General features: G+C 39.4%; 12 protein-coding genes and 2 pseudogenes. 10 read left to right on the forward strand and 4 right to left on the reverse strand.

Annotated features, from left to right (window positions below; genetic code table 11):
- The first annotated feature begins 377 nt into the window (after positions 1-377).
- A complete protein-coding gene (locus V7K56_RS34765) occupies positions 378-1,610 on the forward strand; it encodes a glycosyltransferase family 4 protein (protein WP_334918347.1) in 1,233 nt (410 codons plus the stop codon).
- Between the two features lie 207 nt (positions 1,611-1,817).
- The gene (blaOXA, locus tag V7K56_RS34770; RefSeq protein ID WP_334918349.1) at positions 1,818-2,669 is read left to right on the forward strand and encodes a class D beta-lactamase; all 852 of its coding nucleotides are present in this window, start codon (positions 1,818-1,820) and stop codon (positions 2,667-2,669) included.
- Here the strand turns inward: blaOXA and thiS are convergent.
- Together thiS and V7K56_RS34780 are read right to left on the reverse strand one after the other, a co-directional pair.
- A complete protein-coding gene (thiS, locus tag V7K56_RS34775) occupies positions 2,666-2,878 on the reverse strand; it encodes a sulfur carrier protein ThiS (RefSeq protein WP_334918351.1) in 213 nt (70 codons plus the stop codon). The genes blaOXA and thiS overlap by 4 nt on opposite strands.
- A gap of 70 nt (positions 2,879-2,948) precedes the next feature.
- On the reverse strand, positions 2,949-4,064 hold the full coding sequence (locus V7K56_RS34780; RefSeq protein ID WP_334918353.1) for a thiamine phosphate synthase: 1,116 nt from the start codon (positions 4,062-4,064) through the stop codon (positions 2,949-2,951).
- A gap of 640 nt (positions 4,065-4,704) precedes the next feature.
- Between V7K56_RS34780 and V7K56_RS34785 the strand changes: the two genes are divergently transcribed.
- From V7K56_RS34785 to argJ, 6 genes are all read left to right on the forward strand, one after another.
- A complete protein-coding gene (locus tag V7K56_RS34785; protein WP_334918355.1) occupies positions 4,705-6,648 on the forward strand; it encodes a DUF1565 domain-containing protein in 1,944 nt (647 codons plus the stop codon).
- Positions 6,649-7,094: 446 nt separating this feature from the next.
- Positions 7,095-7,271 (forward strand): DUF6888 family protein, encoded by a 177-nt coding sequence (locus V7K56_RS37395; RefSeq protein ID WP_442940370.1) that lies wholly within the window; start codon positions 7,095-7,097, stop codon positions 7,269-7,271.
- Positions 7,268-7,447 (forward strand): DUF6887 family protein, encoded by a 180-nt coding sequence (locus V7K56_RS34790; RefSeq protein ID WP_334918357.1) that lies wholly within the window; start codon positions 7,268-7,270, stop codon positions 7,445-7,447. Before V7K56_RS37395 ends, V7K56_RS34790 begins: the two co-directional genes overlap by 4 nt.
- 678 nt (positions 7,448-8,125) lie before the next feature.
- Positions 8,126-10,099 (forward strand): PAS domain-containing sensor histidine kinase, encoded by a 1,974-nt coding sequence (locus V7K56_RS37400; protein ID WP_442940371.1) that lies wholly within the window; start codon positions 8,126-8,128, stop codon positions 10,097-10,099.
- Between the two features lie 18 nt (positions 10,100-10,117).
- A complete protein-coding gene (locus V7K56_RS34805; protein WP_334918359.1) occupies positions 10,118-11,632 on the forward strand; it encodes a hybrid sensor histidine kinase/response regulator in 1,515 nt (504 codons plus the stop codon).
- Positions 11,633-11,930: 298 nt separating this feature from the next.
- Positions 11,931-13,094: a bifunctional glutamate N-acetyltransferase/amino-acid acetyltransferase ArgJ gene (argJ, locus tag V7K56_RS34810; RefSeq protein WP_334918361.1), complete on the forward strand. Its 1,164-nt coding sequence runs from the start codon at positions 11,931-11,933 to the stop codon at positions 13,092-13,094.
- Between the two features lie 228 nt (positions 13,095-13,322).
- On the opposite strand, the pseudogene V7K56_RS34815 reads toward argJ, so the two are convergent.
- Positions 13,323-13,658 (reverse strand): annotated as a pseudogene (locus V7K56_RS34815) (IS630 family transposase); the annotation flags it as partial.
- A 269-nt stretch (positions 13,659-13,927) separates the two neighbouring features.
- Here V7K56_RS34815 and V7K56_RS34820 point away from each other — a divergent pair.
- Positions 13,928-14,119: pseudogene (locus tag V7K56_RS34820) on the forward strand (Uma2 family endonuclease); the annotation flags it as partial.
- A 332-nt stretch (positions 14,120-14,451) separates the two neighbouring features.
- Entirely contained in the window at positions 14,452-14,856 is a 405-nt protein-coding gene (locus V7K56_RS34825) for a hypothetical protein (RefSeq protein WP_334918363.1), read from the forward strand.
- 181 nt (positions 14,857-15,037) lie between these two features.
- On the opposite strand, the gene V7K56_RS34830 is transcribed toward V7K56_RS34825, so the two are convergent.
- Entirely contained in the window at positions 15,038-15,229 is a 192-nt protein-coding gene (locus tag V7K56_RS34830) for a hypothetical protein (RefSeq protein WP_292872983.1), read from the reverse strand.
- Positions 15,230-15,350 lie beyond the last annotated feature (121 nt).

Below are 15,350 nucleotides of genomic sequence, written 5' to 3' on the forward strand. Positions count from 1 at the left end.
ACAGACACTATATTGCTGCTAAAAAATTATAAAAATTTTAAGCATTTTGGCACAAAAGTTCAGGTGTTTAGGATATTCTATTGAACGTAGCTAAATTTAATAATTTTCGCAACAGTTGTTCACTGGGCAATTTCGTTACAAGCGCTAGCTTTTATTTATTGTTCATTATGCACATAAATTATTGAGTAATGAGAAATTTGCAATAGAAATAAAATCAACATAATAAAAAAACAATCTTCCTGACTAATTTTGTAAAATCGGCTTCAAATTTGTCTACCAAATTCGTTTTAAAAGAAATAAAATAATAATGATGGTATTGAAAGTAATCCTAATTGTAAATATTAAAAACTATCTGAAATATAGTCATCAACTTTATTATGGAACATATTTCTCAACTAACAGCCGAAATCAGAGACAAAGCTGTATACCCAGATATCCTAGTCATATCCCGGATCTTTCTGCCGAAAGAAGCTGTAATTGGGGAATATATCTACAATCGTTGTCTGCAAGATCCAGAACGAATAATTGTGCTGGCAGCTAGCTCCTCAGAAGATCGAGTATTTGATCAGAGTCAACAGTTTCCTGTGTATCGCTGGTATTATCCTAAATATTGGCGTAGTGGCTATGTGGGAAATATTCTGAAGCCTTTGGTCAATATTGTCTGCTCATTTGTCCTAGCGATTAAACTCTATTTTCGCTATCACTATCGTTACATAGAGTGGGGCCACGGCTATGATTTTCCTTCACTGTTGCTATTGAGCTATTTGTTACCTATTCGCTTTTTTATCTATCTGCACGGCAACGATCTTCTCTGTACTTTACACAATCCCGTGCTGCGATCGCTATTTAAATTAACACTAAAACGCGCCGAAGGTATTGTTTGTAACAGTTCTTATACAAGAGACCATCTCAGAACTGCTTTCCGATTAAATACTCCTACCCACGTCATTAACCCAGTAATCAGACCAGAAAAATTTGGTAATAATGTAGCCAGTCCCAGTAGCCTTGATGATTTACGGGTTCGCGTGCGTCAAACGTACAACATTCCCAAAACAGCAATAGTTATTCTCTCCATCGACAGGCTAGTAAAACATAAATGTTTCGACCGAGTTATTGATAATATCCCAATACTGCTAACTTTTGGAGTTGATGTCCACTATATACTCTGCGGTCAAGGTCCAAGTGAATCTGAACTGAAATCTCTGGCGCATCGTTTGCGAGTAGATAAGCGCGTCCACTTTGCCGGATATGTACCAGAGCGCGAATTAGCAGGTTATTATGCAGCTTGTGACATATTTGCCATGCTGACTTTATCGGATACTAAACCTAATAATATGGAAGGTTTTGGTATGGCTTATTTAGAAGCAAGTTACTTCGGTAAGCCCATAATTGCTCCTCGTTTAGGCGGTGTCCTAGACACAGTTCAGCATGAAGAAAATGGAATACTAGTTAATCCCAATTCTGGTTATGAAGTGTTTCAAGCTTTCAATCGGTTATGTAAAGACCAGCAATTACGCGAGCAACTCGGTCGTAAAGGTAAAGAATTAGCTAAGCGTAGAACTCTTCATCGATCACTTTATAAATCAGAGGGGGAAAACGCAATTTTGTGAAATGAATGCACATTGAGAAATCACCAGAATCTAATTCCAGTAATCTACAGCAATCCTAAATAATTCGTGATACATAACCTCTAACCAATTGCTTCACAAATGAGCAACATTGCAGTGTAAAATCACGCTTGTGATGTGATTAAGTGTGCAATGAAAAATATCGGGTTTAATATAAAGCAATTCCTTTGGCATTACGCAAAGCGCCGAATGCAATCTTTTGTGTTTACAGTCATTGGATGTCTTGCTGTAGTTAGTGTGATTACTTTTGGGGCAATGTATGTTGTGGCTCAACCTGCTTCAACTTCATCTGAACGTCCCGCTGTTAAAGCGCCAAATTTGGGGCGACACTTTCAAGAATTTGGGCGTGAAGGCTCTATCTTGATTTACGACTCAAAAAACAACCGCATCTATGAACACAATCCTCAACGTAATGCAACTGCAATTGCTCCAGCTTCAACATTCAAAATTTTTAACGCGCTAGTGGCATTAGAAATAGGTGTAGTTCTTGATGATGTGGCAGTTTTCACTTGGGATGGAATTCACCGAGAGATTGATGCCTGGAATCATGATACAAATTTGCGTCAAGCCTTTAAGGATTCAACTGTTTGGTTCTATCAAGTATTGGCACGTAGGGCTGGATATGAACGGATGCAGCAATTTATTAATAAAGTAGGCTACGGGAACCGTCAAATTGGTACTGTCACAGACATTGATCGTTTTTGGTTACAACAGCCTTTGCAAATTACACCCAAAGAGCAAATTAAGTTTTTGCAACGGTTATATCAAGGCGATTTGCCTTTCTCGCAACGGACAATAAATCTTGTCAAAGACATTATGGTACGCGAACAAACTCCAGACTACACACTCCGAGGAAAGACGGGATGGTTAACGAGTACCAAACCAAACGTTGGTTGGTTTGTGGGTTATTTAGAGCAAAACAAAAACGTCTACTTTTTCGCGACAACCCTTGATATGCAAAAATCGGAAGATGCACCCGCCCGCATTGAGATTACACGACGTAGCCTCAAGGATTTGGGCTTGCTGGCTCAAATCAACTAACCACCACCAACAATAGTTACCACTTCTAAGCGATCGCCTGGTTGCACTTTTGTTTCTGTCCAAAACTGGCGGTGTAAAATTTCGCCATTATATTCTACAGCTACCAAGCGGGGGTTAAAACCTAACTGTTGGAGTAAGTCGGGTAAAGAAATTTGAAACGAACAGCTATGGGTTTCCCCATTTACCTGAATCGTAATCTCGCTAGACATAAATGTGGAAAATTGGGAATGGGAAATTGGGTATTGGTTACTCACTTTGGACAAATGACAAATGACTCTTTTAAAGTTCTGGTTTAATGCGATTGAGTTGGGAGAGCAAATATTGTGTTACTAGCGTAGGCTGTTCGGCTTGCATAAGCGATCGCACCACTGCTACACGTTTGGCTCCCGCATCGATCACATCATTAATATTATTTGCATCTATTCCTCCAATGGCAAACCAGGGAATTGAGCAGTTTTTGGCAACATAGCTGACATATTCTAAACCTGTTGCTACCTTACCTAGTTTCGTGGGAGTTTCATAAACTGGCCCGACGCCAATGTAATCTACACCTTCAGCAATTGCCGCTTGCATTTCTTCTTTATTTGTGGTAGAAAGTCCTATCAGACGTTGCGAACCCAGTAATTGCCGAGCAACAGCAATGGGCATATCTTGTTGTCCCAGATGCACCCCATCAGCATCGACAGCTAAAGCTACATCCACGCGATCATTAACAATAAACAAAGCACCGTAGATGTGGCATAATTGGCGGAGTTTTCTAGCTTGTTCCAGACGCAAAGAATCATCGGCGGTTTTGTCGCGGTATTGTAATAGCGTTAATCCTCCTTTGAGTGCAGCTTCGACAGCGTTCAACAAATTTTCACTAGGGGAAGTAACAAGGTACAAATGCGATCGCCACAACAATTGATGGCGCTGATGACCCATTAAACTACTTTCTAGGGTATAAACCTGATAACGCATCTGCTTACAAGCTTTAGCCATATTTGGCAGGGTTAGCTTGCTGTATTCTTCCAACACCCGTAATGCTTCTTCTATCCGGCAAAAATTAGCTTGCAAAACTGATTTTATACTAGCTCGTTGTTCTTCTTGAGGATGAGTTAACTCAGTCCCAAGATCGCCTGGTGTGTCTCGCGCCGCCCGTAATTCTGGGGTATGCCACTTGGCTACCTCTTGTCGTAGCCGCTTGCATTCAAGAGCCAACTGGGCATTATTCAACCCAAACCGACACCATTCCTCAATAATTCGCAAGCCCTCACGAGCGCGGTCTAAATTGGCATCTAAAATGCGGTAAACAACTTGCTGTATTTGCTCTTTTTGGCTGTATGGCTCGACCATCACAACAACCCCATTAGTGCTTTCATCGAAGTGTGAATTATCATAAGTCTTAGTAACCATAAGTTAATTAATTTGCTTTTTTTTACTAATTTTTGCGGAATTTACGTAAAATAACGCAGTAGCGAGGGTTACGCTAAATTATCCCATGTTCCTATAGACAGTGATAAGGGTAGTTTGAGGCTACAGTTTCGCACTAAGCTTAGTCAAGTATTTTATGGTAGACGACAAGCTGACAAGGATTGGCAAAAGGGAATACACCAGAAAATCTACAATAGATATATTAGTGAAAAAGTATCAGGACTTACGCAAGAACTCTGTGAAACCCTCTTTACTTCTCTGCGAGACGCTACGCGAACGTGTCCTTTGTGTCCTTTGCGGTTCGTTTTTTCATAATTTTGCGTAAGTCCTAAGTATGTAGAGACTAGCAGTGTTACGTCTCTACAAGGGTTTTGGATAACGCATATTTAATTTAGCTTTTATATCTATTTAGATATGGGAGTGAAATTGATGTAGGCACAATTCATGAATTATCCCTACCAAGGATTTTGAGCAACGCACAATTAATTTCTGGAGATGTCTAATATCATTTATTACTATGTATTAAATATCGCCAATCGGTCAATATATGAGTAATATTATCGACATAATACTCTTTAAGAGTATAAGAATTTATGATTACTTATAAGGAGTCGTGTTAAATATGATTCTCCCTTGTGTGTTTCCTGAGTACAGTAGAGTAGATGTTCTATTTGCAAAGCTGAAGTTTCTGAAATCAGCAAGGCTTTTATTTTTTAGTTTTTCAGTATTATCTTTTACTATAGGTATGGGGGCGGCAAGTATAGCGTTCCTGGGTATAAGCCTGGATAGTGCGTCAGCGAAGCTCGCCGTTCGCGGAGCGTCTCCGACAGGAGAAGGCATCGCTCAGATTCCATCGACACCAAATTCAGCACCTTCTCAGACTAATGTGCTATTTGTCAATCCTGGTGTTGGAGATGACAAGGCAGGCAATGGCAGCGAATCTGCTCCTGTAAAGACGATTACCCAAGCGTTGCGATTAACTAAGGCCAATACTGTAATTATGCTTTCCACTGGCACTTATAGCGCCGAGACAGGAGAGGAATTTCCCTTAATACTGAAACCAGGTATTTCAATTCAAGGCAACCCCAGTAATCAAGGTAAAGACATTATCATTCAGGGAGGCGGTGATTACTTGAGTCGGAGCTTTGGCGGTCAAAATGTCACAATTGTTGGAGCCAACCAAGTCTTGCTGACTGGGGTAACGGTGACAAACTCTAATCGTCGTGGTTACGGTTTATGGATTGAATCTAGCAATCCGGTAGTCGCAGAAAATACATTTACTGGCAGCACCCAAGATGGCATTTCTGTCAATGGTAATGCTGCACCCACCATTAGCAAGAATTACTTTGATCGCAACGGAGCCAATGGCATCACAATTGCTGGTAACTCTAGTCCCCAAGTGAAGGAAAATGTCTTTTACCAAACGGGTTTTGGGATTAATATTGCCCAAAACGCCGCTCCTATACTTATAGGTAATCAAATTCAGAGCAATAGATCGGGAATTGTCGTACAAGCAAATGCCCGCCCGATTTTGCGGAATAATTCTATTCAAGATAATAAAGAAGATGGTTTAGTTGCGATCGCTCAAGCAATGCCAGATTTGGGTAGTACATCCGAACCTGGGGGTAATCAATTTCAAAATAATGCCCGCTACGACATTAACGCCAGCGCTGCTAAACAAATGATTTCTGCTGCTGGTAACAACCTTGTGAGCGATCGCATCACTGGCAAAGTAGATATTAACGGTACAACAGCACTAGTAACTGAAAATTCTCAACCCGCTGCCAATAGCGTATTACGACAAATACCACCAAGTGGAGAAATCACCTTCTCGGCTCCCGAAATCTCTGAAACTAATAGTGGGCAAACCAGCAACAGCATTTCAGCAAATAATCCTGTTTCTGGGCAATTAAACAGTCAACTGCTGCCATTAGTGCCAGCCAATAATGTACCGCTTTCTCTGCCTATATCCAATCAACAACCACCCACTTCTAAAGTCGTCGGATTTCCTACTCCTAGCAGCTTGTCAGGTAGACAAGTATCAACTAACACTTCAAGAGTTACAACTTCCACTCCAGTACAGCCGCCTGAGACACCACAGTTAAATTATGTGCGGATCGATCCTAATACCATTGAGTTTACTGCCCCTGAGTCCCCATCCAATTCAGTTGCACAGCCACCAGTTCCAAGTATGAGGGAGCAAACACAGCAGCCATTACCAATACTAGAAACTGCTGCCCCAGGTGCTTCAGAACTTTTACCACTTCCTGATCGCAATATCCCCATTGTTAATACTCGCAATCTGCAAACAAGTTCTGCAAGTATTCCCGATAGTGGTACTCGCTCTACAAGACAATTTGGTATACGTTATCGCGTAGTAGTGCCACTTGCAACTGATAAGGATCGAGATTTAGTAAGATTCCTTGCTCCTGGTGCGTTTCCCACAGTTTGGCAAGGTCAAAGAGTTATGCAAGCAGGAGTATTCAGTAGTGAATATAACGCTAAAGAAATGCTCAAAACACTCTCTAGTAAAGGTTTAAGAGTTATTATGGAGCCGTTGGATTAATTGGGCATGGAGCAAAAGATATGGAATTAGCGAGAAAAGCACCTCAAAATGAATATTGATCCACTTGAGAGAGCGATCGCTTTCCTAGTGTGGGGAGGCATCGCTCTTTTAGTCAAGGGGGTGAGATCGCGGTTAGACATAAGTTGAATTAGCGATCGCGTTCTTGTTTTAGGGAGCAATCGGGGAAAGCATCCTTTATCCATCACCTTCATTTAGATATTTCAGGAAAGAATGAACACCCAATAGTGGAAAAAATATCGTTTTTAGAGAGCGTGATCGCTTAATCTTTGCACTCATCATTCACTTTTCTGCTTAAGCTAAGTACTAAGCTTAATTTGATACTTTATTCTCTCTTCACTTTTCAGCAGAATTTATAATTGACAAAAGCAATGTTATCCTAACTTGTCACGAATGAACCGATTTAATTTTATTCAATGGTAAGAGTTATGGAACCGACCATCGAACAACTTAAAGCATTCTTTGACTTTTGCGTTCGGGCTAGTAATTTGCTTAGAGATATAGCATTGGTTAGATTTGATCGGAGGACAAGCCGAATCGTTATTTTGATAGGCGAAACCATCCAAATAGAAATCCTTAGTAATGGGGAGAACATTATCCGATGAGAGACTATTTAACTCTTAATGAGCAAGAATTAAGACAATATGTGATATTAAACCCCCAGGATGAGGAGGCATTTCAGCATTACCTCAGCATCATGAGAGCGAAACCGGGGGTAGTGGTCAGCACTCCAGAACAATTAGAGGCTGAGTTAAAACGGCGTATTAATCAAGTTAGTTAACATAGAACCCGTTACTGGAATGTCAGTAACGGGGTTTTTTCAATTTAGCAGCTTGACTCAATGTGAATTTTGGAACTTGCCTTCTGCCATCATCTTCTTGTAACGGTCGTTGCAGAACTATCGGGTTACTGATAGTTTTGCCTGCGTACGAAGTCTGCTATTTGCTGCCTCAGCCTTATCTAATGCCAGTTGCTCTGTCTCCAAACCTTGAGCGTGAGCTTCTGCACTGCTGACAGATTAATAGTGCTGACCTACCCAAACTAAGGTGAGGTAGCCCGAAAATACACGTATATAGCTAGATTAAAATTAGATTATTATATAACCGAAATATTACTGTGATTTTTGAAGGTTTTTATATATGTAAATGGTTGATTTCAGAGAATATACGGTAACAATAACCAAAGCGATCGCGGTACTTTAATTTTAATAAATCTTATAATAGTCAGATTAAAAAACTCAGAAAAGATGACAAACACAGAATATAGAAGCTCAAGCTACTACTCGATCTAGTCTAAAACTAGTACGGTAAAACTCTGACAAATGCCAAACGTAGTTCTCTTTTAGAATGTGAGAGCTACTCTCTAGGCGTATGCGCGTCTACAGAGGTCTGAGGTTAAAAACCTCTTCTTTCGCACTTCAGGCTTTGGTGAAGACTTGTGCAATGTGTAGGTTTTTATAATGGAATTTTTAAATAATTTTTTCTCTACTAGCCAGTTTATTCCCCACGGACATTGCTACCTCTGGAAACCAGGATTGGTGTGGTTGCATCTGATTGCAGATGTGTTAACTGGAGTTGCTTATTATTCAATTCCAGTGATGTTAGTTTATTTTGTCCGCAAGCGGCGAGATATGCCTTTCGGCTCGATATTCTTAATGTTTAGCACATTCATCGTTGCTTGTGGCACAACCCATTTAATGGATGTATGGACGCTTTGGTATCCTACCTATTGGCTATCAGGGTTACTCAAAGCTCTTACCGCTTTTGTCTCCGTATTAACGACTATAGAACTTGTGTCATTAATGCCGCAGGTGCTGGCTCTACCGAGTCCTGCTCAACTAGAAGCTGCAAACTACCAATTAGCAAAGGAAATTGCTGAACGTATACGGACTGAGGAGGAGTTGAGAGAAAGCGAACAACGCTGGCAATTAGCTTTGCGCGGCAATAATGATGGAATTTGGGATTGGAATGTTAAAACCAATGAAGTTTTCTTCTCGGCTCGCTGGAAAGAAATGCTCGGTTATGAAGACCATGAAATTTCTAACCATTTAGATGAATGCGTGACACGAGTGCATCCGAACGATTTTGACTGGGTGAAACAAGCAGTTTTAGATCACTTTGCTCAAAAAACACCGTTTTACATTACCGAGTATCGAGCTTTATGTAAAGATGGCACCTATAAATGGATTTCAGATCGAGGGCAAGCACTGTGGGATGAAGATGGTAATGTAGTACGAATGGCAGGCTCACATACTGACATTACCGATCGCAAGCAAGCAGAGGAGACATTAAATAGCTTACTTAACCAACTAGAAAGCATGGTTGAAGAAAGGACAGCAGAGTTAACAAAAATCAACGAATCACTACAGACAGAAATTACTGAACGCCAGCGAATAGAAGAAGCATTGCGAGAGAGCGAACAGCGATTTCGTGCTGCATTCCATCAAGCTGCTGTTGGCATTGCCCATGTTGCAATCGATGGTAGCTGGTTGTTAGTTAATCAGAAGCTTTGCGATCTTCTCGGTTACACACTCGAAGAACTACAGTTGTTAACTTTCCAAGATATTACTTACCCAAACGATCTTAATACTGACCTGAAATATGTTGAGCAGATTTTAGCAGGTAATATTCAAACTTACTCGATGGAAAAGCGCTATTTCCGCAAAGATAATTCCATAGTTTGGGTTAATCTCACTGTGTCTTTAATGCGCGAATCTAGTGGAGAGCCAAAATATTTTATTTCTGTGGTCGAAGACATTAGCGAACAGAAAGCCGCGCAGCGCGAACGTAAGCAGTGGGAGGAGCAAATTAAAGCATCACTATTAGAAAAAGAAGTGTTAGTAAAAGAAATTTATCATCGAGTAAAAAATAATTTACAGGTTATTTCTAGTCTGCTCAACCTGCAATCTGCCTATATCAAAGACAAAGAAGATTTGGTAATATTTCAACAAAGCCAGCAGCGGATTGCATCAATGGCTCTCGTGCATGAAAAGTTGTATCAATCTCAAGACTTAGCAAAAATTAATTTGGGTGAATATATTCGAGATTTGGTAGCCAGTTTATTTACTGCTTATGAAGTCAATGAAGATGCGATAACTTTGACAATAAATACCAAAGATTGTATTTTTATCGGTTTAGATACAGCAATTCCTTGTAGCTTAATTATCCATGAACTTGTATCTAATTCTTTAAAATATGCATTTATTAAAGGCAGTAATGGTGCAATCAATATTGAAATTAAGAAAACAATTAATAACAATTTAACGCTGATAGTTAGTGATAACGGTATTGGCTTACCACTAAACTTTGATTTTAAAAAACTTGCATCATTAGGATGGGAGTTGGTGGATGCCTTAACTGATCAGTTAGCAGGAAATATCAATATTACAGGCTCTACTGGAGTAGAGTTTCAGGTGACATTTCCTTTACCATAAATACACAATTAGTAAAAAATGACAAAGGCAAAAATTTTAGTTGTCGAAGATGAAGCTATTGTTGCTAAAGACTTACAATATCGGCTTAATAAATTTGGTTATACAGTTCCTGCTATTGCTTCTTCAGGAGAAGAAGCGATTAATATAGCAAGAGAAATATCTCCAGATTTAGTCCTGATGGATATCAAGCTGAAAGGCTCAATGGACGGGATAGAAGCTGCTGAAGAAATCTATAAGCGTTTGGATATTCCAGTAATCTATTTGACTGCTTATGCAGATGAAAACACATTGGAACGAGCTAAAATAACTGAGCCGTTTGGGTATCTACTAAAACCTTTTAAAGAAAGAGAACTACAAACAAATATTGAAATAACTTTGACTAAACATAGTTTAGAAAAGCAATTAAAAGTTAATAGGAAATGGCTGGATGCACTTTTAAAAAGTATCAGCGATGGTGTGATTGCTAGTGATTTACAAGATGTAATCACTTTTATGAATCCGGTTGCTGAAAAGTTGACTGGATGGAAACAGGAAGAAGCTTGTGGTAAAAATTCATCAGAAGTATTTAATATTGCTAATGGCGAAAATCATAACTCTATTGAAAGTCCGATTATAAAAGTTCTTCAAGATGGTATTACCGTTAATCTTCCTGCAGAAACAGTTTTAATTACTAAAAATGGCGCAGAAATACCAATTGATGACAGCGCTGCACCGATTAAAGATGACAAAGATAATATTACAGGCGCTGTATTAGTGTTTCGAGATATTACTGAACGCAAACGAGCGATTGAGGCCCGTCAAAAGCAAATTGAACAAGAACAACTTGTGGTGCAATGGGAAGAGATAAATCAACTCAAAAATGACTTTTTGAATTTAGTTTCTCACGAACTGCGATCGCCTCTGAGTAATATCAAAATGATGATTCAAATGATACAACTATCGAATAATACTGAGTCAGATCAACGCTATCTAAGATTAATGGAAAGCGAGTGCGATCGCGAACTAGAATTAATTAACGATCTACTAAACTTACAACAGCTAGAAAGCTCATCCTATCCAGTTATTAGACCTGATGCATTGCTCTTACAACAGTGGTTACTTTGGGTTATCGAGCCGTTTCAAATCCGTGTTCAAGAATATCAGCAAACTCTACAGCTGAATTTCCCTGCAAATCTCCCGCCGCTATTCTCAGATGGCATTAACTTGGAACGCATCATAGTAGAATTGCTCAATAATGCCTGTAAATACACATCTGCGGGTGGTGAAATTGTCTTAAGTCTAAGTCACAATTCCTCGGAAGCACCTGCAAAAACTATTATTACTGTCAGTAATTCAGCAGAAATTCCGGTAACAGACTTACCACGAATATTTGAGAAATTTTATCGTCTTCCCAATGCAGATATCTGGAATCAAGGTGGTTCGGGATTAGGTTTATCTATAGTACAGAAATTAGTCGAACAACTGCAAGGAAATATTCAAGTAGAAAGTGGCAATGGATGGACTACATTCACTCTTACATTAACTGATTTATAGTACTCGATAACTCAAAAACTGCCAAGTGAGGGTGGGAAGTAAAAAAACTTTTTCGTGCTGTCAAACATTTGGAGAATTAGCAAAGTTTACTTTAAAGACTAATAGGTTTTTGATGTTAAAATTTCATAAATTTGAGCGTTCTTGATGCTGGGTTTCACTGTCATCCAAACGCCACTTGCTTCAAGCCGGGGAACCCGTCCAACGCAGTGGCTCCCCAACCTGCATTAATAGATTTTATGATAGGTAATTAACCAGACTTGATATGAGATAATTAAAGCAAATTATTAAATATAAAAAAATGCCATTGACTATATCTTCCACACCTCAAGGTTTTAGTACATTCATCACTAATTTGGGAATACGAGATACAACTGATGATTTTGTATTTATTAAATCATCAGTTCCTTGTGTTGCAGATGGAGTCTTCACTAAAAGTCTTTTTGCTGGGCCAAGTGTTACTATTAGCCGTGATAACTTAAAAGATTCACAAGCACAAGGAATTGTCGTTATATCTAAAAATGCAAATGTAGCTAATGGTTCTGTTGGCATTGCTGACGCCCAAGAGGTTCTGCAATTAGTGGCAACTGAAACTGGAATTGCTGCACATAATATTGTGATAGCTTCTACAGGTGTAATTGGCAGACGTTACCCTATTGAAAAAATCCGGGCTGGTTTATTAGGATTGGGCAAAAAATTGACTGATGCTGATTTTCATGCCGCAGCCCGTGGTATTATGACCACTGATACAGTAGCAAAACTAGCTACACGGCAAATAGGAAATGCCAAGCTAGTAGGAATTGCCAAAGGTGTTGGCATGATTGAGCCTAATATGGCTACCCTCCTAACTTTCTTTTTTACTGACGCTGCAATTTCTGCAAATAACCTTCGTTCTATTTTTCGCTCTACTATAGATAAAACTTTTAATTGCCTGAGTGTAGACACTGATACTTCTACTAGTGACTCCGCCGTGATTCTTGCTAATGGTTTAGCAGGTGAAGTTTCTGAACTAGATTTTGCTATTGCATTGCAAGAAGTTGCACAGGAATTAGTGCTAAAAATTGCACGAGATGCAGAAGGTGCTACTAAGATAATTGAGGTGACTGTAGATTCAGCGATTAACTATGCACAAGCGAAAACAGTAGCGAAAGCAATTGTAAATTCACCATTAGTAAAAACTGCTGTTTACGGAGCAGACCCGAATTGGGGAAGAGTTGCTATGGCTATAGGCAAATGTGAAAACGAACAGCAGATAAATCCAGAAAGAGTTGTTATTAGTTTTGATAATGTGAAAGTTTATCCTAGTAGCTTAACTGAGGAAAATCTAGAACAGTTACGGCAAATTATGTCTAAAGATAAAGTCGATATTCATGTTAGCCTTAATATTGGCGATGCCTCTGCAACTGTATGGGGTTGCGATCTTTCAGAGGGTTATATAGAAATTAATGGTAAATACTCAACTTGATTAGATTTCTTGCACAAATGCAAAATTTGCCCGCAACTCCTTCTCCCAAAATTGTGAGAGGGGAGCGTCTCGTAATTTCTCATTAGACCTCTTGCAAAAGTCCCTAATATCATGTCCGGTTAAAGACTTATCATTAAGACCGCAGAGGTGCAAAGGGGAGAGCTTTTTGGGCTGTCTTTTTACTGTGGGTGTTTGTCTAACGCCTTTAACAGTAATGCTTATATAGGACTAGTATTTGATTTCTGAAAAAGCTCCGTACATCTGAAGAGACAGAAAATCAAACATAGTATTTCGGAGAAACCATTCAAACATCCATTTTAAATGGAGAAATGTTGGAATTAAAGCACAAAAACGTCTCACCCAGGTTTTCCCTTGTAACCAAATATTTTCTATAGGATTTTGTGATGGACAATTAGGCGCAAAGCGAATGCAATGAATTTTCCATTGCTCTTGAGGTAAACCTTGATTTATCTCACCTAAAAAGTTCTAAACCAAATGTGAACGATGATAAGAAGCACCATCCTAAAGAAGAAGTAATCGCTGGTTGGGAGATTGGTCTAATAAACAGGAGTCAGGAGACAGAATTCAGGAGCCAGAATACACCACCCATAAAGGGATGGTGTTTTAGGAAAAGTTTCAACCCCTGTCTCATCCACAAGGGACGAGGTTTTAAACCAGTATTTATCATTCTGACTCCTGGCGACTGACGCCTTTATTCTGTTTGATAAACCAGTTTCACGGCCAAAGCTTTTCTTAGTTCACGGCATCTGGGCGACTATCTATAAATTCTTGTAATTCTGCATTAGCGAAGCTCACTGTTCGCGGAGCGTCTACGCGGATATTATCCGATTGAACCGATGGCTGTAGAGTTGGGGATTTGGCAAAGTCGCTATCAAAATTTAGAATTACCCTGGTTGCGCTGGTGGGATAATCAGGGTAATTTGCTACAAACAGGATGGGAGCGCTCGCAACGCTTGGCTACTAAACTGAGAGAATTAAATATTAACCTCGACGAGTTAGTTTAATTATTTAGCAACTATCTTTGGATAGATAGGGTAAACACTACGTGATTTCTCATTATAAATCCCTTGCTAGTTGGGAAAAATCTTTGAAGCATATTGAATTCATTTTGTCAAGGTGCAATTCCTTGTATAGCTTAATAAATCAGTAAGGCCCTCTATGGACTGAATTTATATTCATGCTTTCAGTAGATGCAGTTATGACTTTACAAATGCGATTATGTATATGTTCTCAAACAATAAATAGTTGCTGTTGTTTAGATAAAAAATTAGATTTTATACGACTTCAGTAACTTTGGTTTTTAGCTAATTGTTTGATGTTTTGAGAAGGTAAAATAATGAATAATATCCTAAAGCGCACACTTCTACCCAGCCTAATAGCTGCCAGTTTAGCTGGTGTTACCTTAGTTCCTGCAAAACCCGCTGCTGCTGATGACCAAGTACTAAGAGATGCAGGTATTGGGGCTGTTACTAATGTGGTAACAGGAGCTATTAGGGGACATGGTAGTGTATTAGGCAATGCTGCAAAAGGTGGTGTTACTGGTGCCGCTGTCAATGGTGCAAATGGTTTGAGAAGCACCCATAACCGTCGTAACCGGAACCTTGGTCAAGATATCGGAGTCGGTGCGGGGGCTAGCACAGTAACTGGCGCAGTTACTGGTGATGGCAGGCATACCCTTGGCAATGCTATTGATGGTGCTGCTGTAGGTGGAGCAATCCATCTATTAACCAATCACAAATAATTCCTAAAATTCATCAACTGAAATACTTTACAGCAGTTGACGCACTTATCCCTGCCTAATTTGTCTTCTTCCTAAAAGCAGCAACCTCCTTTCCTTATTATGGAAGGGAGGTTGTTGACTTATATTTATTTGAGATATATGCCACCGTTAAATCGGATGACGTTAGGTTTAATAGTAATCCCTAGCCCTTCAACGCCTTTCTAAAGTTTCGACGATAAGATTGATTTGTAATAAACAAAGCTGGCCATAGCAAAGATAAACCAATCCGATTGGTGAAAGTTGGATTAAAATTAGTCCGTCCAAACCCATTCCAAAACTTCCAAGCCCCGCCTCCGTAAACCACTATCAAGCCAATAAAAATTAAAGTACCCATTCCTATCAACTCCGTTAGTAACTAGACAGAATTTAAGTTAAGTTTTACCACACGAGGTAATCACCTCATCAGCAACACCGGGAAGATATGACAAAACTCCCCAGTTTTTGATATCTTAAGT

It is taken from the genome of Nostoc sp., assembly GCF_036917535.1.
Classification (GTDB): Bacteria; Cyanobacteriota; Cyanobacteriia; order Cyanobacteriales; family Nostocaceae; genus Nostoc.